This is a genomic window from Micromonospora sp. SYSU B005 (assembly GCF_055362685.1).
In genome coordinates, this window is sequence record NZ_JAXCFU010000003.1 from 274,390 (window position 1) to 295,047 (window position 20,658).

15 protein-coding genes are annotated in these 20,658 nt (G+C 74.1%); 7 read left to right on the forward strand and 8 right to left on the reverse strand.

Annotated elements, in window-relative coordinates:
* Nucleotides 1-52 precede the first annotated feature (52 nt).
* On the forward strand, nucleotides 53-976 hold the full coding sequence (locus tag SM452_RS10475; protein WP_436798874.1) for a TAXI family TRAP transporter solute-binding subunit: 924 nt from the start codon (nucleotides 53-55) through the stop codon (nucleotides 974-976).
* 7 nt (nucleotides 977-983) lie between these two features.
* On the opposite strand, the gene SM452_RS10480 is transcribed toward SM452_RS10475, so the two are convergent.
* Together SM452_RS10480 and SM452_RS10485 are read right to left on the reverse strand one after the other, a co-directional pair.
* Nucleotides 984-2,372: a sensor histidine kinase gene (locus SM452_RS10480; RefSeq protein WP_463839803.1), complete on the reverse strand. Its 1,389-nt coding sequence runs from the start codon at nucleotides 2,370-2,372 to the stop codon at nucleotides 984-986.
* A gap of 10 nt (nucleotides 2,373-2,382) precedes the next feature.
* A complete protein-coding gene (locus tag SM452_RS10485) occupies nucleotides 2,383-3,039 on the reverse strand; it encodes a response regulator transcription factor (RefSeq protein WP_262012216.1) in 657 nt (218 codons plus the stop codon).
* A gap of 84 nt (nucleotides 3,040-3,123) precedes the next feature.
* On the opposite strand from SM452_RS10485, the gene SM452_RS10490 reads away from it, so the two are divergent.
* Nucleotides 3,124-3,462: a DUF952 domain-containing protein gene (locus SM452_RS10490; RefSeq protein ID WP_262012215.1), complete on the forward strand. Its 339-nt coding sequence runs from the start codon at nucleotides 3,124-3,126 to the stop codon at nucleotides 3,460-3,462.
* Between the two features lie 67 nt (nucleotides 3,463-3,529).
* A complete protein-coding gene (locus SM452_RS10495; RefSeq protein ID WP_262012214.1) occupies nucleotides 3,530-4,072 on the forward strand; it encodes an acyltransferase in 543 nt (180 codons plus the stop codon).
* 55 nt (nucleotides 4,073-4,127) lie between these two features.
* On the opposite strand, the gene SM452_RS10500 is transcribed toward SM452_RS10495, so the two are convergent.
* The 4 genes from SM452_RS10500 to SM452_RS10515 form a co-directional block, all read right to left on the reverse strand.
* The gene (locus tag SM452_RS10500) at nucleotides 4,128-5,876 is read right to left on the reverse strand and encodes a CDP-glycerol glycerophosphotransferase family protein (protein WP_463839804.1); all 1,749 of its coding nucleotides are present in this window, start codon (nucleotides 5,874-5,876) and stop codon (nucleotides 4,128-4,130) included.
* Between the two features lie 191 nt (nucleotides 5,877-6,067).
* Nucleotides 6,068-7,351, reverse strand: a complete 1,284-nt coding sequence (locus SM452_RS10505; RefSeq protein ID WP_135239225.1) for a nucleotide sugar dehydrogenase — start codon at nucleotides 7,349-7,351, stop codon at nucleotides 6,068-6,070.
* A gap of 3 nt (nucleotides 7,352-7,354) precedes the next feature.
* The gene (locus SM452_RS10510) at nucleotides 7,355-8,923 is read right to left on the reverse strand and encodes a glycosyltransferase family 2 protein (RefSeq protein WP_262012212.1); all 1,569 of its coding nucleotides are present in this window, start codon (nucleotides 8,921-8,923) and stop codon (nucleotides 7,355-7,357) included.
* Complete coding sequence (locus tag SM452_RS10515; RefSeq protein ID WP_262012410.1) at nucleotides 8,920-10,488, reverse strand: glycosyltransferase family 4 protein; 1,569 nt, start codon at nucleotides 10,486-10,488, stop codon at nucleotides 8,920-8,922. Before SM452_RS10515 ends, SM452_RS10510 begins: the two co-directional genes overlap by 4 nt.
* Nucleotides 10,489-10,768: 280 nt before the next feature.
* On the opposite strand from SM452_RS10515, the gene SM452_RS10520 reads away from it, so the two are divergent.
* Nucleotides 10,769-11,959, forward strand: a complete 1,191-nt coding sequence (locus SM452_RS10520; RefSeq protein WP_463839805.1) for a hypothetical protein — start codon at nucleotides 10,769-10,771, stop codon at nucleotides 11,957-11,959.
* A 3-nt stretch (nucleotides 11,960-11,962) separates the two neighbouring features.
* Here the strand turns inward: SM452_RS10520 and SM452_RS10525 are convergent, their stop codons facing one another.
* The gene (locus tag SM452_RS10525; protein WP_262012210.1) at nucleotides 11,963-13,876 is read right to left on the reverse strand and encodes a glycosyltransferase family protein; all 1,914 of its coding nucleotides are present in this window, start codon (nucleotides 13,874-13,876) and stop codon (nucleotides 11,963-11,965) included.
* A 439-nt stretch (nucleotides 13,877-14,315) separates the two neighbouring features.
* On the opposite strand from SM452_RS10525, the gene wecB reads away from it, so the two are divergent.
* Genes wecB through SM452_RS10540 form a run of 3 tightly spaced genes read left to right on the forward strand, consistent with a single transcriptional unit; the run spans nucleotide 14,316 to nucleotide 18,968 of the window.
* Nucleotides 14,316-15,401: a non-hydrolyzing UDP-N-acetylglucosamine 2-epimerase gene (gene wecB / locus SM452_RS10530; protein ID WP_262012209.1), complete on the forward strand. Its 1,086-nt coding sequence runs from the start codon at nucleotides 14,316-14,318 to the stop codon at nucleotides 15,399-15,401.
* Between the two features lie 34 nt (nucleotides 15,402-15,435).
* Nucleotides 15,436-16,848: a glycosyltransferase family protein gene (locus tag SM452_RS10535; protein WP_463839806.1), complete on the forward strand. Its 1,413-nt coding sequence runs from the start codon at nucleotides 15,436-15,438 to the stop codon at nucleotides 16,846-16,848.
* Nucleotides 16,845-18,968 carry a glycosyltransferase family protein gene (locus tag SM452_RS10540; RefSeq protein WP_262012207.1) on the forward strand — a complete coding sequence of 708 codons (2,124 nt, stop codon included), beginning with the start codon at nucleotides 16,845-16,847 and terminating at the stop codon, nucleotides 18,966-18,968. Before SM452_RS10535 ends, SM452_RS10540 begins: the two co-directional genes overlap by 4 nt.
* Before the next feature lie 61 nt (nucleotides 18,969-19,029).
* Here SM452_RS10540 and SM452_RS10545 read toward each other — a convergent pair whose 3' ends face one another.
* A complete protein-coding gene (locus SM452_RS10545) occupies nucleotides 19,030-20,619 on the reverse strand; it encodes a glycosyltransferase (RefSeq protein WP_355507558.1) in 1,590 nt (529 codons plus the stop codon).
* Nucleotides 20,620-20,658 lie beyond the last annotated feature (39 nt).

Sequence of the window (20,658 nt, forward strand, 5' to 3'; positions counted from 1 at the left end):
CGCCCCGGCGGGTGCACGGCGCAGAGTGCAGCCCGTGAGCCGACACTGGCCTGTGCGCGCCGCCGCCCCGCTCGTGCTGGTGCTGCTGCTCGTCGCCGGGCTGACCGGATGCCGGGACGAGCCGTCCGAGCCGACCCGGATCCGCATCGCCACCGGCAGCCCGACCGCCGTCTACCACGCCTTCGGCCAGTCGCTCGCCGCGCTGCTCAACCGGGAGGTGCCCGGCGTGCGGGCCGAGGTGGTGGTCACCGCCGCGTCGGCGCAGAACGTGCGGCTGGTCGGCGCCGGGGAGGCGGAGCTGGGCTTCACCCAGGCCGACGTGCTGCCACCGCGCGAGCCCGAACATCCGTCGGTGCTCGCGGTGGCCCGGGTCTACGACGACCTGCTGCACCTGGTCACCCGCGCCGGCGGGCCGATCCGCACGCTCGACGACCTGCGCGGGCGGCGGGTGTCGGTGGGCGCCGACGGCTCCGGCACCGAGATCACCGCCAGCCGCCTGCTGGCGGTGGCGCAGCTCGGCGGCGACCGGGTACGCCAGGAGCACCTGGGGCTGGACGACTCGGTGGCGGCGCTGCGGGAGGGGCGGATCGACGCGTTCTTCTTCTCCGGCGGGCTGCCGGTGCGCGGCGTCGCCGAGCTGGCCCAGCGGACCTCGCTGCGGATCGTGGACCTGGGCGACTGGACCGAGCCGCTGCGCCGGGCGTACGGGCAGGTCTACGTGACCCGGGACGTGCCGCGCTCGGTGTACCGGGCCGACCCGGTCAGCACGGTGGCGAACCCGAACTACCTGATCGTCCGCGCCGACCTGCCCGCCGCGCTGGTGCGGGAGGTGACCCGGCTGCTGATGGACCGCCGGGCGGAACTGGCCGCCGCCCACCCGGCGGCGGGACGGATGAGTCCCCGGTCGGCGATCGTCACCACCCCGCTGCCGCTGCATCCGGGCGCGGCGCAGTGGTACCGCGCCGCGAAGCCCTGACGCCCGATCAGCACCGGACCGGCACGTCGGCGGGCGCCGGGAACCACAGCTCTGCGACCAGGCCCCGGGGATCGCCCTGGCGCATGGTGAGCCGGCCGTCGGAGGCGTCCACGAGCACTGCCGCGATGGTCAGCCCCAGACCGGCGCCGTCGACGTTCTGCGCGTCCGGCGCCCGCCAGAACCGCTCGGTGGCCTGGTCGAGCTGACTCGCCGTCATGCCCGGACCGGTGTCGCTGACGGTCAGCACCGTCCCGCCGCCGGCGGCGCGTACGGTCACCGTCACCTCTCCCCCGGTGCCGCTGAACTTCACCGCGTTGTCGATCAGGGCGTCCAGCGCCTGGTCGATGGCGGTCGGCACGGTCCAGGCGTACACCGGCGCGTCCTCGGCGTCGAGGCGGAGCGTGACCTCGCGGTGCCGGGCCAGCGGCAGCCAGGCCGTCACCCGGGAGGCGGCGGTGGCGGTGGCGTCCACAGTCACCCGCTGGTTCTCCTCCCGCTCGGCGCGGGCCAGGGTGAGCAGCGCGTCGAGCACCGTGGCGAGCCGGTCGGTCTCCTCCAGCGCCAGCCGGTGCTCGGCGCGCCAGTCCGGGTCGGTCAGGCTGGGGCCCAGCTCCTCGACCCGCAGGCGCAGCGCGGTGAGCGGATTGCGCAGCTGGTGGCTGGCGTGCGCGACGAAGGCGCGTTGCCGGTCCATCACGTCGGACACCGCGTCGGCCATGTCGTTGAAGCTGGTCGCCAGCCGGCGCAGTTCGGGCGGCCCGAGTCCGGCGCGGACCCGCGCGGCGCGGCGGCCCTCGGCGATCTCGTGGGTCACCGCGTCCAGCTCGGTGACCGGGCGCAGCACCCAGCCGGCCAGCCCGAACGCGGTCGAGACGCAGGCCAGCACCGCCAGCAGGCCGATGCCCGCCAGCAGCAGCCACCACACGGTGACCGTGCGACGCAAGCCGTCCGCCGGGCTGGTCGTGACCACGGCGCCGAGCACCTCGCCGCCGTCGTTGATCGGCACCGCCGTCACCACCGGCCCGCCGACCCAGGGCCAGACCGACTCCGGGCCGCTGAACTGCTGCCCGGACAGCGCGGTGTCGAGCGCCGGGCCGGTGCCCGCGTCCGGCTCCCACCCGGACGAGGCCACCACGGTACGGCGGTCCCGGTCCACCACCGCCGCGCCGATGCCGTAGAGCGCGTCGTAGGCGGCCAGTTCCCCGTCCAGCGGGCCGGGACTGCCGCCCCGCAACGCCGGCCCGGCCAGCGAGGCGAAGCGGGTGGCGTCGGCGAGGCGGTCGGCGCGTACCCGGTCGGTCTCCCGGGTCGCGAGGGTGGCCGCCAGCGGGGTCTCCAGGGCGATCAGGACCAGCACCATCAGCAGCAGGTAGCTGATCACCAGCCGGCGGCGCACGGACCCCTCCTCACGCGTCGCGGAGCCGGTAGCCGACCCCGCGCACGGTCTCCACCAGCGTCGGGTCGCCGAGCTTGCCGCGCAGCGACCCGACGTGCACCTCCACGGTGTGCCGGTCGGCCCAGGTGGTGCCCCACACGTCGAGCAGGATCCGCTCGCGCGGCACCGCCACCCCGGGCTGGCGGGCCAGGGACAGCAGGATGTCGAACTCCTTGCGGGTGAGCGTGACGTCCCGGCCGGCCACCGTCACCGTCCGGCCGCCCACGTCGATGCGGACCGCGCCGGCCTCGATCAGGCTGCGCTGCGGCGCGGTGTGCGCGGCCCGGCGCAGCACCGCCTCGATCCGCGCCTGCAGCTCCACCATCGAGAACGGCTTCACCACGTAGTCGTCGGCGCCCAGCCGTAGCCCCAGCACCCGGTCGCGTTCCTCGCCGCGCGCGGTCACCGCGATGATGCCGAGCCGGCTGCTGCGCCGCCGCAGCTCGCGGCACAGGTCGGTGCCGTCGCCGTCGGGCAGCCCCAGGTCGAGCAGCACCAGGTCGCAGGGGGCGGCGGAGAGCGCGGCGGCCACCGTCGCGGCGTGTTCCACCTGGTAGCCGCGCCGGGTCAGCGCGGACGACAACGCCGCGGCGACCCGGCGGTCGTCCTCGACCAGGAGGATCCGCACCCGTTCCCCCCTCGACTCGACGTGTTGCCCTGCGAATGGTGGCAGACGCGCCGCCGGGACGCGAGGCCGCTCTAGGCTGCTGCCGTGATCTACAAGATTCTCACCGACGACGAGTGGGCGCGGGCACGGGCGGACGGGCGGTTCGCCGGCACCGCGATGGACCGGCAGGACGGCTACGTCCACCTGTCCGCCGCCGACCAGGTGGTGGAGACCGCGCGGAGGTTCTTCGCCGGGGTCACCGGCCTGACGGTGCTCGCGGTCGACGAGTCCCGGCTCGGCGACGCGCTGCGCTGGGAGGAGTCCCGCGGCGGCGCGCTGTTCCCGCACCTGTACGCGGCGCTGCCGGTGGACGCGGTGGTCGCCGCGCACCCCCTGCCGGCCGACCGGCCCGCCGCCGACGCGGTGGCCGAACTGCTCGGGTGAGCGCTCGTTATGCTGCGTCGAGCCCGCCCGACGGCGCGACGCGCCCTGGCATGTGATGCGAGTTGAGATGACTGACAGCAACGACCGGTCCGCCTCCGTCTTCGTCCACCCGACGGCCGACGTGGAGTCCGGCGCCCAGGTCGGTGACGGCACCAAGGTCTGGCACCTGGCGCACATCCGGTCCAGCGCCCAGGTCGGCGCCGGCTGCGTGATCGGCCGCAACGTCTACGTCGACGCGGGCGTCACCGTCGGCGACCTGGTGAAGATCCAGAACAACGTCTCGGTCTACCAGGGCGTGACCATCGAGGACGAGGTGTTCGTGGGCCCGTGCGCGGTGTTCACGAACGACTTCCGCCCGCGCGCCCAGAATCCGGACTGGACGATCACCCCGACGCTGGTGCGCCGGGGCGCGTCGATCGGCGCGAACGCGACGCTCGTGTGCGGCATCGAGGTCGGCGAGTACGCGATGATCGCGGCCGGCTCGGTGGTGACCCGCGACGTCAAGCCGTACCAGCTGGTGGCCGGCAACCCGGCCCGCCCGAAGGGCTGGGTCGACGCCAAGGGCGAGGTCGTCTCCCGCGACGTCGACAACCCGCCGCAGCAGGGCTGACCGGACGAACAGGGGCGACGACCGCGCCGGTCGTCGCCCCTGTCGTCGGTACGCCTCAGCCGCAGAGCCGGCCGATCTCGTCCCGGAACCGGTCCATCGGGTTCGACCCGGCCGGTCCGAGCAGGTACTCCTTCAGCTCCCGCCGCGCCCCGGTCATCGGGTCGTCGCCGGCCCGGGTCACGTCGAGGATCTTCGCCAGCTCACCGCAGTCCGCCGAGAGCAGGTACGCGGCCCGCGCGGTCGGGAACTGCCGCCGGAACTCGTCCTCGGGCAGGCCGGCCGGGTTGGCCACCACGTACGGACGCTCGCTCTGCACGAAGTCGGAGACCACGCTGGACACGTCGCTGACCAGCAGGTCGGTGACGTTGAAGCAGTCGAACAGCCCGGGCGTGCGGCCGGTGACCACGAGGTGCGCGGCGCCGTCCAGCGACGACGGATCGGTCTCGCCGCCGGCGGCCTTGATCCGGGCCACGATCCGCTCGTGCACGGCGCGGGCCTTGGGCGAGCGCGTGCCGGTCAGCGGGTGCGGCTTGTAGATCACCCGGACGTCCCCGGCGGCGAGCAGGCCGGACACGATCCGCTCGCCCATCAGCACCAGCGAGGTGTGGTACGGGTCGTCGTCGAGCCAGCCCTCCCAGGTCGGCGCGTACAGCACCGTGAACCGGTGGTCGGCGGCGCCGGAGCCGAACGTGTGCACCCCGGCGAGCTGCGGGCGGCCGACCTCCACGATGTCGCGGTCCAGCACGCCGACGTCGGCCCGGGCGTACCGTTCCCGCCCGGCCGGCCCGGCCACCCACACCTCGTCGTACACCTTGCTGTACGGGTTCACGCTCGCCTGCTTGTCGCTGTCGCCGTGACCCACGAAGACGTGCTTGACGCCCGGCTCCCGCAGCAGGTGGATGTTGGCGCCGACGTTCGCCGCGTACAGCGCCACGCGCAGCGAGCTGAGGTCCAGGTTCATGAAGTCCACGCCGGCCGGCACGCAGATGACCGGCAGCCGGGTGTCGGCGAGCTGCTCGAACGCGTCCGCGGCGCGCAGCAGCACGACGGCGCGGCGGCCGGTCGCCTCCACCGGCGCGAGCCACATGTTGGCCTGGTAGACGTCCTTGGCCGGGCCGGCGAAGTAGAGCGCCACCTCGGGCCGCTCCCGGGCCATCCAGTCGTGCACGGCGGGCAGCACACCCGGGGCCCCACCCCGGCCGCGCAGCGCGGTGAGCGCCAGCACCGCGGCGGTGGCCAGGCCCACGGCGAGCGTGGCCAGGCCGGTGACCACCACCGGAGCGACCCGGTCGAGCGCGGCGGCCACCACTGCCGCGGGCACCAGCAGCACGTTCAGCAGCGGCATGCGCAGCCCGGCCAGCCGCCGCGCCCAGGCCGGCGGCACCGGGACCCGCCGCAGCGCGCCGAGGTCGATGTTGCGGGTGTACGCCGGCGGGTCGACCCGGCCGTCGATCACCTTGGTCACCGCGTTCGTGGCGACGGCCACAGTCCACAGCGCGGCGGGCAGCAGCAGGACGGCGACGGTGCCGGCCACACCGGGGCGCACCGCGGCGATCACCAGCAGGGCCACCGACAGGTCCCGCACCAGCCGACGGAAGATCTCGCCCAGACCGGCCTTGTCCAGCAGCTCGGCGGTCCCGGTGTGCCGCCCGGTCAGGGCCAGCTCACCGGCGACGGCGACCACAGCGGCCACCGCGTACGGGACCACCAGGCCGAGGACTCCGGCGAGGACCATGACCGCGTAGCCGAGAAGCGTCGCGCCGACCGCGGCGAGACCCTGCTGGCTGCGTACTCTGCTCAACAACGAACGCTCCCTGTCTGCCCCGCCGATGTCGGTCCGAGTCGATCTCCGACGGCTGCGACCCTAAACGGATCACATGACACAAGTATTGCCGGGGTGTCCGGCAGGTGAACCCCGGACGGCGTCATGACGATGACGGCATGCGACGGGCCCCGGCCGTCCGAGAACGGCCGGGGCCCGAGAAACCGCTGGGGTCAGCCCCCGATGACCACCCGGCGCACGCCGGTCCAGCGCGCCGGATCGGTGACCCGGCGGCCGTCGACAAGCACCGTCACGCCCGGCAGGTCGGCCGGGGCGAGGGTGCGGTACTCCGCGTGGTCGGCCTGGATGACGGCGGCGCCGACCGGCTCGCCGTCGTACCCGGGCAGGCCGTGCGCGACCAGCTCCTCGTTCGTGTACATCGGGTCCGACACGTACGGCACCGCGCCCCGGCGGCGCAGCGCCTCCACGGTCGGGAAGACGCCGGAGAACGCGGTCTCCTTCACGCCACCCCGGTAGGCGGCGCCCAGCACCAGCACGCCCACCCCGGTCAGGTCGCCGTACGCGGCGGCGAGCAGGTCGACCGCGTACTCCGGCATGGCCGCGTTGGCCTCACGCGCCGAGCGGACCACGGTGGCCGCCGGGTCGTTCCACAGGTACATCCGCGGGTAGATCGGGATGCAGTGGCCGCCGACGGCGATACCCGGCGAGTGGATGTGGCTGTACGGCTGCGTGTTGCACGCTTCGATGACCTTGGTGACGTCCACGCCGACGGTGTCGGCGAAGCGGGCGAACTGGTTCGCCAGGCCGATGTTCACGTCCCGGTAGGTCGTCTCGGCGAGCTTGGCCAGCTCGGACGCCTCGGCCGAGCCGAGGTCCCACACGCCGTTGGGGCGGTCCAGGTCGGGGCGCTCGTCGAAGTCGAGCACCGCCTCGTAGAACCGGACGCCGTGCGCGGCCGACGCCTCGTCGATGCCGCCGACCAGCTTCGGGTAGCGGCGCAGGTCGGCGAAGACCCGGCCGGTGAGCACCCGCTCCGGGCTGAACACCAGGTGGAAGTCGGTGCCGGCGGTCAGGCCGGAACCCTCGGCGAGCATCGACGCCCACCGGTTACGGGTGGTGCCGACCGGCAGCGTGGTCTCGTAGCTGACCAGCGTGCCCGGCTTCAGCCCACGGGCGATGGCCCGGGTGGCGTCGTCCATCCAGCCGAAGTCCGGCACGCCCTCGGCGTCCACGAACAGCGGCACGACCACGACGACCGCCTCCGACTCGGCGACCGCGGTGGCGGTGTCGGTGGTGGCCGACAGCAGGCCGGCGGCCACCGCCTCCTTGAGCTTGACGTCCAGGTCGGCCTCACCCGGGAAGGGCACGGCACCGTCGTTGACCAGCTGGACGACCCGCTCGGAGACGTCGGCGCCGATCACCCGGTGCCCCTTGGACGCGAACTGCACGGCCAGCGGCAGACCGATCTTGCCGAGCGCGACGACGCAGATGTTCATGAACTACTTTCCTCCAGAGGGCCAGATTCGGCGCAGGCGGGCAAGGAACCGACCGGGGGTCACCGGCGTGATCGCGACGATCACCTGGCCCTTGTGGTTCGTGGTGGGCGTGACGAGGTGCCAGCGGACACCGCGCCGGGCCACCAGCCGGGGTGCGGCGACAGGGCGGTCGGTGCGCAACGGCGCCGAGCCCGTCCCGCCCAGGGCGGAGACCTCGGCGCGTACGATACGACGCTCCCCTGTCCCCGCGACGACCGCCAGCAACCGGTCCACCGCGAAGTCCGTCCGTACGACGGTACCGGTGCCGGACGCCTCGACCGACGTGACACCCGTCAGATCGCCCACGCTGACCCGCAGCGCCTCCGCGTTCAGCTCGGCCAGCTCGGCCCAGCGGCTGCGCGCGGTGACCACCAGGGCCCGGGCCCCGGCGGCGTCGCGTCCCCAGGCCAGCCCGGTCGCGGTCAGCTTGGCCAGTATCGCGGCGGCGCGGTCGGTGACGTCGTACCAGTCGTCCGGGTAGCCGAACGCCGGGTCGCGGAAGCCGACCTGGCCGGCGTACCAGCGGTCACCCTCGATGATCACCTCGGGCAGCGACCGGTCGGCGTGCTGGCCGACGATCGTGCGCAGCGCGTCGAGGTCGCCGTCACGCGCCACCGCGACCCGCAGCCGCTCCTCGGGTGCCATCCGGGCGGTCACCCCGTCGGTCAGGTACGCCTCGGCGAGCTTACGGATCCGGTCGTGGACCTGCCGCTGCACGTCCGGGGAGAGGGCGAGGAACTCCGTGCGGAGCAGCTTCGCCACCTCCCAGGTGAAGTGACGCACCAGCACGGCGTCCCGCCGCGGGCCGGGCTCGATCAGCCCGGCGACGAAACCGACGAGTTCCTCGGCGCAGCGCAGCCGCTCGGAGAACCGGCTGGCGTACGTGATGTTCTGGGCGTTGTCCCGCTTGACCGCGTAGTAGTACTCGTAGTCGCCGAGAACCGACACCTTCTTGGCCCGGAAGCACGCCTCCAGCGTGAACGGCTGGTCGCTGCCCATCGGCATGTCCGTGCGGTACCGCAGGCCGTACCGCTCGATCAGGTCCCGCCGGAACAGCTTGGTGTTCGACAACGACCAGGGCAGGTCGCTGCCGAACAGGTCGAGCCGCTCCTGGGTGGTGGCGTAGACGGCCTGGTGCACGTAACGCTTGTTGGTGCCGACCATCCGGCCCAGCACCACGTCGGAGTCCCACCGGTCGGCGGCGTCGACCAGGCGCTCCAGCGCCTCCGGGCCGAGGTGGTCGTCCGAGCCGATGAAGAAGACGTACCGGCCGCGGGCGTGGTCGAGCGCCACGTTGCTCGGCGCCGCCGGACCGCCGGAGTTGGCCTGGTGCAGCACCCGGACCGTGCCCGGGTACCGCTTGGCGTAGCGGTCCAGTTCGGCGCCGCTGCCGTCGGTGGAGCCGTCGTCGACGGCGACGACCTCCAGCCGGTCCAGCCCGATGGTCTGCCCGACGAGCGAGTCCAGGCAGGCGGTCAGGTACGGCATGGTGTTGTAGACGGCGACCACCACTGTCACGTCCGGCCCGCTCACGCCCCCACCTCCACCTGCGCCGGCTGCACCGGTGCGTGCGCCGCCGGCGCCGGCCGGGGCGGTGCGTCCGGCAGCAGCCGCGAGTAGACCTCGTCGAGCACCCGCGCCTGCGCCTCCCACGTCCAGCCGGCCAGCAGGCCCGGCCGGTCGTACGCGGCGCGGTACCGCTGCGGGTCGGCGAGCACCGCGGTGACCGCGCGCACGAAGTCGGCCACGTCCTCGGCGCGGAACACCTCGCCCTGACCGGTCTCCCGGACAGTCTCGGCCATGGTGCGCACGTCGGACACGACCAGCGGCAGACCGGCGTGTGAATACTCGAAGAACTTGGTGATCAGCGCGATCTCGTGGTTCGGCCAGTGCTGGATCGGGATGACGCCGACCTGCGCGCCGCTGAGGAACCGGACGACCTGGTGGTGCGGCACGTACGGCAGCACGTGCACCCGGTCCGCCACGCCCAGCTCGCCGGCCCGGGTGACCAGGCCCCTGACGTACGCCGAGTCGGGCTTGTTCACCACGAACGCGACGTGCGCGCCGGGCAGCCTCGGCAGCGCCTCGACCATCACGCCGAGGCCGCGCTTGGCGGCGGCCACCCCGCTGTAGACCAGCAGCGGCTCGTCCGGCCCGAGCCCGCAGCGGGCACGGATGTCCGGCACCGGCTCGGCCGGGTCGGCCGGCAGCTCGTCCACCGCCGGTGCGTTCAGCACGACCGCCGGCCGTTCGGCCAGCCCGTGCTCGGTGCGAAGCAGGTCGGCCAGGCCACCGGAGACGGTCATGGTGGCGTCGGCGTACGGCACGTACTCCCGCTCGTGCGCCACGTTGCCGGGCAGCCAGCGGGCGTTGTCGCGCCACGGCTGCACGCCGGGGAGGTATTCGTGGGCGTCCCAGAGCAGGGCGATCCGGCGGCCCTTCGCGGCGGCCCGGACCTTCGCGCGGGCGCCGACGCCGAGCATCCGGAAGTCGTTGGCGTGGATCAGGTCCGGCGCCAGCTCGTCGACCACCGGGCCGTAGGCCAGCTCGTAGTCCCACAGGCCCGGCTCCAGGCGCCGCCACGCGCCGTCGCCGCGCAGCCCGCGCCAGAACATCGTGTACGCGCGGTCCCAGGGGCCGTCCAGCTTGCGGCCCTTGCGGGCCCGGGTGAGCTGACGGTTGCGGAAGCCGACCCACTTGCGGGTCAGGCCGGACAGCTTCTCCTCGGCGCGCAGCGCGGCCCAGGGCAGCCCGCCCGGCCGGCCCGCGCCGGACTCGCGGGCCGCGACGGTGAGCGCCGCCCGGCGTACCGCCAGGTCCGCGCGCCAGGCCTTGACCGCCTGGGTACGGTGCGCCGCGATGCCGCTGGGCGGATAGGCGAGCGGGTGCCGCAGCCAGGCCCGGCGGAACTCGTGCCGACGGCGGGCCAGCGGCTCGGGCATCGGCACGAGGCGTACCTCGGCGGCGCCGAGGCGCCAGCTCTGCGGGCTGCCGACCGGCGCCCGGCCGAGCAGCACGACGTCCCAGCCGGCGTCGGCGGCGGACCGGGCCGCCTTCTGCACCCGGGAGTCACCGATGACCCCGTTGTCCACCAGCATCACAACCCGTCCCCGGGTGCCCGCCGCTGCGGTCGTGCCGTCAGATCCCATTCCTGCCCGTTTCGTCGTCGCCAGCACCGCGCCCGCGGACCCGAGCGAGTCTACGACAGCGGATCGGGCCCGGACGCCCGCCGCCGCCGGTGCCCCCCGACCTGCTGTGACTGTTGCTACCCTCCACCCTGTCCAACGACCGGCGCCCGCTCCGGGTCGTTCGCCGGGTCGCCGGCCGCGCCACGCGGGCCCTCGGCCAACCGCAGCTCAGCGCGAACGGGACCGCACAATGGACGTGGTGACCACCGAGGAACCCAGCCGGCCCGCACCAGCCCCGGCGACCGAGCCGGCCACAGCCGATCGCACCCGGCCCGGCCCCGTCCGGCGGCTGCGCGACGCCGCCCGCGACGCGGCGCCCGCGCTGGCGGCCTACGCGGTGATCCGGCTGATCGGCGTGCTGGCCGTGTACGTCTGGGCGCGCTCGCTGAACCTCTCCCCGGTACGCGAGCTGACCCTGTCCGACGCGACGTACTACCTCGCCATCGCCCAGCGGGGCTACGACGGGTACGAACGGGTGCAGAGCGACATGGCGTTCTTCCCGCTCTACCCGGCCCTGATCGGGGTGGTGGAACGGGTCACCCCACTCGGCCCGCGTACCGCCGGGCTGGCAGTGGCCGCGCTGGCCGGCCTGGCGGCGGCCTGGGCGCTGTACGCGATCGGCTCGTACCTGCACGACCGGCGCACCGGCGTGGTGCTCGCCGCGCTCTGGGCCGCGCTGCCGCACGCCGTCGTGCAGTCGATGGCCTACAGCGAGACGCTGTTCACCGCGCTGGCCGCGTGGACGCTGTACGCGCTGCTGCGCCGGCACTGGCTGACCGCGGGCGTGCTCTGCCTGTTCGCCGGCCTGACCCGCCCCACCGCCTCGTCGCTGATCCCGGTGGTCGGCCTGGCCGCGCTGCTGGCCGTGGTCCGGCGCCGGGACGGCTGGCGGCCGTGGGTGGCGATGCTGCTCGCCCCGGCCGGCTGGCTCGCCTACCTGGCCTGGGTGGGCGTCCAGACCGGGCGGCCGGACGGCTGGTTCCACATCCAGTCCGCCGGCTGGCGCAGCCACTTCGACTTCGGCGTGGACACGTTACGGCGGGGACGCGAGGTGCTGGCGGTGTCCGCGACGCCGCAGATGCTCGTGGTGAGCCTGGTGCTCCTGCTGGCGCTGACGTTCTTCGTGCTCAGCGTGATCGACCGCCAGCCCTGGGAACTGCTGCTGTTCAGCGGGCTGATGCTGGTCACCACGCTCGGCGCGGCGGGCTACTACCACTCCAAGGCTCGGTTCCTGGTGCCGGCGTTCGCGCTGCTGCTGCCGGCCGCCGTCGGCCTGGCCCGGGCCGGGCGGGCCCGGGCCGTCACGGTGCTGGTCGCGCTCACCGCGTTCTCGACCTACTTCGGCGGCTACCTGCTGCTCATCTGGACCAGGTCGCCGTGACGCTCACCGGGTGAGCGGGCGGACGTCCCACAACCAGACGTCCGCCACCCGCTGCCCCGGCCCGTAGAGCGCGTCGAGCACCACCTTGAGGTCGTCGTGGCGGCGGGCCCGGTCCGGCAGCGCCACCGCGTCGGCCTTCCAGTGCCGCACGTCGGCGCGGGCCTGCTCGACGTCGGCCGGGCCGACAGCGGTGTCCCGCTGGCCCCGCGACACGGCGGTGAGCAGCTTCGCGGTCGGCTGCGGCTCGACGCCCCACCGGCCGGTGTTGTCGGTCTTCGAGACCGGCCCGAGGAAGTACCCCTCCGGTACGGCGAAGCCGGCCAGTGCGGCGGAACTCCAGTACAGCGACGTCATGCCGTCGACCGGGACCGGCACCAGGGTGCGGCCGGGGGCGACGTGCTCCTTCCAGACGCCGGCGGTGACGAAGTCCGGCACCGGGTTGCGCCCGCGCGCCTCCAGCGGGGTGGGCAGGATCGGCAGCAGCGCGGCGAACAGCGCGACAGCGGCCAGGCGGGGCACCAGCCGGGACTGGCCGGGCTCGTCCGCCCGTACCCGGGCCACCCGGTCCCCGGCCACCGCGAACAGCACGCCGAGCGCCACCGTGGTGATCAGCGCGAACCGGGACACCACCACCGAGTCGAACACCGGCAGCTCGGACACCAGCGCGAACGGCGCCGGCACGTCGGTGCGGCGGGTGCCCACGGTCCAGGTGGTGCCGATCGAGAAGACCGCCGAGATCAGCGCGACCACGGCGAGCACCCGGACCACGATCTCGCGGCGCAGCCACAGGGCGGCGCCGATCGCGAGGATCACCACCGACCAGCCGTAGAAGCTGGCCTGCTCGGTGGTGTTCGGGCCCCAGCGCAGGGCGCTGGTGGGGCTGCCGGCCACGGACTCGGTGGCGTACCGCACGAACGAACCGAGGGTCAGCGCGTAGACGTCCGGGTCGCCCGGGTGACCGACCCGGTGCTGCGGGCCGGCGAACTGCATCCACAGCGGGTACGCGGAGGCCGCACCGACGAGCACGCCGGTGATGGCGAGCCCGCCGAGCATCGGCCCGGCCCGGCGCAGCGCCTCGCGCGGCCGGAAGATCACGTAGCCGACGACCATCATCAGGCAGCCGAGCGCGGTCAGGAACAGGATCTCCAGGCTCACGAAGAACTGCGCCACCACGAGCGCGCCCAGCACCAGGCCGTTGCGCACCGGGCGGCCGTCCCGGGCCAGCCGGATCACCTGCCAGAGGATGAACGGCACCAGCCACTGGGCGGTGATGTGCGGGTGGCCGTTGCTGTGCGACACCAGCGCCGGCGCGAACGCGCAGAACAGGCCGCCGGCGAAGGCCGCCGCCCGGGACGAGACCAGGTTGCGCGACAGCACGTGGTACCAGGCGTACGCGGTGCCGGCCAGGTTGAGCGTGATGAACAGCAGGTACGCGAACGGCGCGCCGAACAGCAGGGTGACCGGGGACAACACCAGCCCTGGTAGCTGCATACCGACGTTCGTCATCAGGTTCACGCCGTCCGGGGCGTTCTGCAACGAGGTGAAGAACGGGTTCTCCAGGTTGCTGACCGCGTGCGCGGCGTACGCCAGCATCCACTCGTTGAAGCCCTGGTCGTTCGGGCGGCTGCCGAGCAGCCGTCCGTCGGGGTTCACCCAGCCCCGCGCGGTCACCCAGAACGCGCCGGCCAGGTAGATCGCCGCGACCAGCAGATCCGGCCGCATCCGGTGCCACCGCCCGGGGCGGCCGGCACTCTCCGCCGCGGCGGTCTCCGGCTGCGCCTGCTGCTGCGGCGCGGCGTCGGCGGGCCGGTCCGCGCCGTCGGCGGTCGGCGGCTTCGCGGTCTCGTCGGTGGCGTCGGCCACCGATCCACCGGCGTCTGCGGTGCGGGTACGGGTCTCGGGCCCGGGGGCGGTCATGGCGCCGTAGTGTACGCAAGCCGGGCTGCGGTGCCGGGCCAGGCTCGCCCGGCCCGGTGAAGACTCGGCGACGATCCCCCGGCGGCGGGACGTACCGGCGGTGACCGGGCCGTGCCGCGGCGGCCGCGAGCAGCCGGGCGGGCGCCCGCCGGACCGGGGTGATCCGGCCGGTTCGGTTAGGCTGGTCCCTCGTGTCCCGTTCCACGCCACCGGTCACCGTGCTCCCCGTCGGGGCGGCGGCGTCCGGTGACGGCGGGTGGCCCGGCCCACCATCGCGTACCGGCCGCGTCCGCGTACGTCGTCCGGCGGCGGGTGGGGCACTACTATTCCTAGGGCCTGCGGGCACCGGCCCGGCCACCCGGCCGGGGTCCACGGCCTCCCGACTCGGGCGGCGGCCGGTCCGCACCGAGAATCCGTCGCAGATCACGAGGAGTCACGTGTGAAGGTCGTCAGCATCGTCGGCGCCCGACCGCAGTTGGTGAAGCTGGCGCCCATCGCGGCGGCGTTCGCCGAGGACGGGTGCGAGCACGTGATCGTGCACACCGGCCAGCACTACGACGCCGACCTGTCCGACGTCTTCTTCTCCGGCCTCGGCATCCCCGACCCGGACGTGCACCTGGGGATCGGCTCCGGCAGCCACGGCGTGCAGACCGGCAACACCCTGGCCGCCCTGGACCCGGTGCTCGCCGCCGAGGCGCCGGACTGGGTGCTGGTGTACGGCGACACCAACTCGACGCTGGCCGGCACGCTGTCGGCGGTGAAGCAGCACCTGCGGGTGGCGCACCTGGAGGCCGGGCTGCGGTCGTTCAACCGGCGGATGCCGGAGGAGCACAACCGGGTGCTCACCGACCACGCCGCCGATCTGCTGCTCGCCCCCACCGAGGAGGCCGTCCGGCACCTGGCCACGGAGGGCCTGGCCGCCCGTACCGAACTGGTCGGTGACGTGATGGTGGACGTCTGCCTGCGGGTCCGCGACGACGTGGCCCGGGGCGGGCAGCCCCGCCCGGCGCTGCCCGACGGCATCGACCCGGACGCGCCGTACCTGCTCGCCACGCTGCACCGCGCGGAGAACACCGACGACCCGAAGCGGCTCGCCGCGCTGCTCGACGCGCTCGCCGACCTGCCCGTGCCGGTCGCGCTGCTGGCCCACCCGCGGCTGGTCGCCCGCGCCGACGAGCACGGGCTGAAGCTGACCCGGGGCGCGCTGCACGCCGGCCGGCCGCTGCCGTACGCCGCGATGGTGGCCGCCGTGGTCGGCTCCGCCGGCGTGGTCACCGACTCGGGCGGCCTCCAGAAGGAGGCGTACCTGCTGGACCGGCCGTGTACCACGCTGCGCACCGAGACGGAGTGGGTCGAGACGCTCGCCGACGGCTGGAACGTGCTCGTGCCGGATCCGCGCGAGCTGGGCGCCGACTGGGCGGCCACCGCGACGCGTCCCGCCCCGGAGGCGCCGCGCGGCACCCCGTACGGTGACGGCCGGGCGGCCCGGCGGGTCGCCGAGACGCTGCGACGGCACCTGGCATGACGACGCGCTCCCTCCTCACGATCGGTTATCAGCGATGACCAACCACACCGTCCCGCTCCCCCGCTCGCGCAGCGGGAAGCGGCCGCACGCCATCTACCTCGCGATCGGCTTCCCGCCCGCGGCGAAGAGCAGCGCGTACCGGCTGCGCGAGACGGCGAACCAGTTCGTCGCCCAGGGCTGGGACATCACCGTCATCACGATCTGCCAGCAGGCGTGGGAGCGGGAGTACGGCCTGGACCACACGCTGTCGGAGAAGGTCGACCCGCGGGTGCGGGTGGTCGAGCTGCCGCTGATCCGGGAGGACCTGGAGACCGACATCAGGGCGTTCTCCGAGGAGCGGTCGCTGGACCCGGCGGGCTGGATCAAGCGGCTGCGCAAGCGCGAGCAGCAGGCGTTCCCGGAGCCGGTGTTCGGCGGCTGGCGGTACGAGCTGGAGAAGGCGGTGCTGCGGCTGCACCGCGAGCACCCGGCCGACCTGCTGCTCGCCTCCTGCGCCCCGTACGTGAACCTGGCGGCCACCCGGAAGCTGTGGGAGGAGCACAAGGTCCCGTACGCGGTGGACTTCCGCGACGGCTGGTCGCTCGACGTGATCGGCGGCGGCGAGGCGTTCACCCGCGACTCGGTCTCCGGCCGGTGGGAGTCCACGCTGCTGGAGAACGCGCTCGCGGTGTGGTGCGTCAACGACCCGATCGCCGGCTTCTACCGGGAGCGGTACCCGCACCTGGCCGACCGGGTGCACGTGGTGCGCAACGGCTACGACGAGGACAGCCTGCCGGACATCTCCGGCCGCTCGCCGGACCCGGCGGCCGGGCTGACCTTCGGCTACCTGGGCTCGGTCAACTTCAGCCCGGCGTTCCTGGAGTCGGTGCTGGACGCCTGGCGCATCGCCCGGCGCGACGACCCGCTGCTGGCCCGCTCCCGGTTCGAGGTGCGCGGGCACATCGGCGCGGGCGCGTCGCGTGAGGCCAACCGGCACATGGACCTGCTCAAGGAGGCCGCCGCTGACGGGGTCAGCTTCGGCGGCCCGGTGCCGAAGGCGGAGCTGGCGGCCACGTACGGCTCCTGGGACGCGCTGGTGCTGATGCTCGTCGGTGGACGGTTCGTCACCTCCGGCAAGGTGTACGAGTTCATGGCCAGCGGCCTGCCCGTGCTCTCCGCCCACGACGTCGACCACGACGCCAGCAACGTGCTCGCCGGCCATCCGCTGTGGACCGGGGCGGTCGGGCTCGACCCGCACCGCCTCGCCGGCTCCTTCGTGGAGGCCGGCCGGCTCGCCCTGAAGGCGACCGACGCGGACCGGGCCGCCGCCCGGGACCTGGCCCGCCGTTTCGCCCGGCCCGCTGTGCTCGCCCCGGCGGTCCGCCGCCTCACCGAACTCGTCCGGCCCACCGGCGCCGGCGCGGCCACCCCGGCCACGACCTCCTCGACGGGAGATGCCCGACAGTGACCACAGTGCTCATCGTGGCCGCCGCCGCACCGAAGCAGCCGGCCGTGCTGATCGAGGCGCTGGAACGTTTCCGCAGCCGCGGCGCCCGCGTCACGGTGGCGTGCTTCTTCGACAGCGAGGAACTCCCCGTCGACCCGGCGCTGGCCGAGGTGCGGTCGTTCGTCGTACCCGCCGAGAAGCGCGACGCCCGGCTGCGGCGGGCGCTCGGCCGGGCGCAGGCCAACCGCAAGATCTGGCTGCACGCGCAGCGCCACGCCTGGCTGCGGCAGCGTTTCCGGTCCGCCGACCTGCTGGTGGCGCTGGACCCCCGGTCGGTCTACACGGTGTGGGAGATGGCCCAGCGCAACACCCGGGCCGGTGCGCACTTCGGGCTCGTGCCGGCGCAGCGGGCGCTCGACGCGCCGCGTACCGAGCCGGTCGGCAAGCGGCTGGAGCGGCAGGTCGCGGCGGCCGCCGGCATCGGCACCCGGGGCGCCAAGCGGGCGGCGGTGGAGACGGTGCGCACCACCGTCCAGAAGGCGACCGGCCAGCGGATCATGAGCAACCCGGCCGGCGCCTGGTTCTGGTCCCGCGCGGTGGCCGCGCCCCGCGTACCGGACCGGCTGCGCAGCAAGCTCGCGGTACGGCTGCACGACAGCGCGGTCAAGGCGGGCCGCCCGGCGGTCGCCGCCCGGACCGCGGCGGCCGCGGTCAGCCGGATCAACAGCGCTGCCACCCGCGCGGACGTGCTCACCAAGGCCGCGCAGGGCGAGCTGGCCCTCGGGCACGTCCCGTCCGGCCTGCACGACGCGATCCGCGCCCAGCTCGCGCTGGCCGACGCCCGGCTGGCGAAGGATCCGAAGAAGGCCGCCGCGGCGGTGTCACGGGCGTGGAGCCTGGCGTCCAACCGGGTGCTGCACTTCGACCGGCTCTCGTCGCCGATGAGCGACGACCCGGGCGCCTTCCTGGCGCCGTTCCGGGAGAGCGCGGCGGCCCGGAAGCTGTCCGAGCCGCGGGGCCGGCTCGCCCCGGCCGCCCCGGCGCCCACCGACCGGCCGCTGCGGCTGCTGGTCACCACGCTGATCAACGACAACTTCCTCCAGGAGATCCTGGAGCGCTACCGGGGCATGCCGAACGTGGAGGTCCGTTTCCTGGACCTGTACGAGGACCCGGTGACCCGTCCGCTGGCGCTCAGCGGCAGCACCGTGATGGAGCACCTGCTCGGCGCCGAGTCGACGTACGGGGCCAAGATCGAGGAGTGGCTGCGGCCACACCTGGACTGGGCCGACACCGTCTTCGTCGACTGGTGCCAGGCCACCGCCGCGCTGTTCACGCTGCACGACCCGGGGACCGCCCGGATCATCGTCCGGCTGCACAGCTTCGAGGCGTTCAACTTCTGGCCGCACCTGGTGGACTTCTCCCGGGTCGACGACGTCGTCTTCGTCTCCGAGCACCTGCGGGACCTGTCCACCGCGGTGCTGCCGCAGCTCACCGGCGAACGCGCCCCCCGGCTGTGGGTGGTCGACAACGCGATGGACCTGCAGCGCTACCCCCGGGCCAAGCCGGCCGACGCCCGGTTCACGCTGGGGCTGGTCGGGTTCAGCTCGGTGGCGAAGGATCCGCGGTGGGCGATCGACGTCCTGCGGAAGCTGCGGGAGCACGACGAGCGGTACACCCTGACGCTCATCGGCAGCAACTTCAACAACCGGACCAGCAAGCCGGCGAAGGACTACGGCCGGCTGCTCGCCAAGGATCTGGCCGAACTGGAGCCGCTGGGCGCGGTCCGGCGCTACGGGCAGACCGACGACGTGCCGGGCGCGCTCCAGGAGGTCGGCGTCATCCTCAGCACCTCGGTGCGGGAGAGCTTCCACTGCGGTCTGGTGGAGGGCGCGGCGAGCGGCGCGGTGCCGGTGGTGCGGGACTGGCCGTTCTTCGCCGGCAAGCCGCACGGCGCCCGTACCCTCTTCCCCGCCGACTGGATGGCGGACACGCCGGCGGAGGCGGCGGAGCGGATCCTGGCCGTCACCGCGACCGAGCAGGCGTGGGTGGAGGCCGGCCGGGCCGCCTCGGAGCACGTGCTGAAGACCTGGGACTGGGCCGTCACCCAGGCCGACTACGACCGGCTGCTGCTGGGCGACTGAGCAGGCGCAACGAGTGCGGGGCCCGGCCGGTCGGCCGGGCCACGCTGTCGTTCTCCGCCGGTCAGCGCACCGGCACCGCCGTCCGCTGGTTCGGCACCGCCGTGACGGTGTCCGCCTCCGCCGGCCGCGCCGGCCCGGGGTGGTTCGGCAGCAGCCGGGTGTAGACCTCGTCCATCACCCGGGCCTGCGCCTCCCAGGTCCACTGCTCCAGCACGCCCGGCCGGTCGTACGCGGCCCGGTAGCGCTGCGGGTCGGCCAGCACGGTACGCACCGCCCGGACGTAGTCGTCCAGGTCCTCGGCCCGGAAGACCTCGCCGTGCCCGGTGGCCCGGGTCGCCTCGGCCATCGTCCGCACGTCGCTGACCACCATCGGCAGGCCGCCGTGGGCGTACTCGAAGAACTTGGTGATCAGCGCGATCTCGTGGTTCGGCTTGTGGTGGATCGGGATGACGCCGAGGTCGGCCGGGGCGACGAACGCGGACACCTGCCAGTGCGGCACGTACGGCAGCAGGTGTACCCGGTCGGCCACGCCCAGTTCGGCGGCCAGTTCCTCCAGCTCGTACATGATCGGGGCCTTGCCGTTGGGGTGCACCGAGACCAGCGCGACGTGCGCCTCGGGCATCTCGGTGAGCCCACGGATCATGATGTCCACGCCGCGCGACGGGTTGATGCCGCCGCAGTAGACGAGCAGCGGCGTGCCGGCGTCGATGCCGCACATCGCCCGGATGTCCGGCACCGGCGTGGCCCGCTGTTCCGGCGTGAGCGACCGCGGCGGCGCGTTCAGCACCACGGCCGGCTGCTCGGGCAGGTCGTGGCTCTCCCGCAGCAGGTCGGCCAGGGTGGACGAGACGGTGATGACCGCGTCGGCGTACGGCGCGTGCTCCCGCACGTAGGCGATCTGGGCGGGCAGCCAGCGCAGGTTGGCCGGGCGGCCGATGATGCCGGGGACGAACTCGTGCGCGTCCCAGAGCAGCTTGACGTCGCGTCCGCCGGCCCGGGCCCGCATGACCGCCCGCGCGCCGACGCCGAGCATCCGGAAGTCGTGCGCGTGGATCAGGTCCGGCCGCAGCTCGTCCACCACCGAGGCGAAGGCCAGCTCGAAGTCCCACAGTTCCGGGTCCAGCCGGCGCCAGGCCCGGTCACCGTGCACCCGCTGCCAGAACCGCAGCGCGGCGCGGTCGAGCCGCGAGTCCGGGTTCTGCTGGCTCTCCTGGAGCCGCCGCAGCTGCGCGGAACGGAACTTGACCCACCGGAACATCGTCTTGTTGAGGAAGTACGGCGCGGCCAGCCGGGCCTTGCCGGCCAGCTCGGCGAGGCGGGGCCCGCCCGCCGCCCGGTTCACCTTGATCTCGGAGAGACGGAACGTGAGGTCGTCCCGGCGGGCCCGCAGCGTGTTCAGCCGCCGCTTGGCGTCCGGTCCCGGCTTGTAGGCCAGCGGGCGACGCAGCAACGCGCGGCGGTACGCGACCGGGTGGGTCAGCCGCCGGGGCATCCGGATCAGGCGGACCTCGGCGTCGCCGATGCGCCAGGTGTCCTCGGTCGCCGCGCCCTTGAGGATGCCGACCAGGATCACCTCCCAGCCGGCCTCGGCGGCGGAGCGGGCGGCCTTCTGCACCCGGGAGTCGCCGTGGACCCCATTGTCGACCAGCATCACCACCCGTCCCCGGGTCGGTCGGGCATCGCTACTCGG

Coding starts and splice junctions, on each gene's coding strand:
- SM452_RS10495 (WP_262012214.1), top strand. CDS start 3,530: ATGACTGACAGCAACGACCGGTCCGCCTCCGTCTTCGTCCACCCGACG.
- SM452_RS10505 (WP_135239225.1), bottom strand. CDS start 7,351: ATGAACATCTGCGTCGTCGCGCTCGGCAAGATCGGTCTGCCGCTGGCC.
- SM452_RS10515 (WP_262012410.1), bottom strand. CDS start 10,488: ATGCTGGTGGACAACGGGGTCATCGGTGACTCCCGGGTGCAGAAGGCG.
- SM452_RS10520 (WP_463839805.1), top strand. CDS start 10,769: ATGGACGTGGTGACCACCGAGGAACCCAGCCGGCCCGCACCAGCCCCG.
- SM452_RS10525 (WP_262012210.1), bottom strand. CDS start 13,876: ATGACCGCCCCCGGGCCCGAGACCCGTACCCGCACCGCAGACGCCGGT.
- SM452_RS10535 (WP_463839806.1), top strand. CDS start 15,436: ATGACCAACCACACCGTCCCGCTCCCCCGCTCGCGCAGCGGGAAGCGG.
- SM452_RS10545 (WP_355507558.1), bottom strand. CDS start 20,619: ATGCTGGTCGACAATGGGGTCCACGGCGACTCCCGGGTGCAGAAGGCC.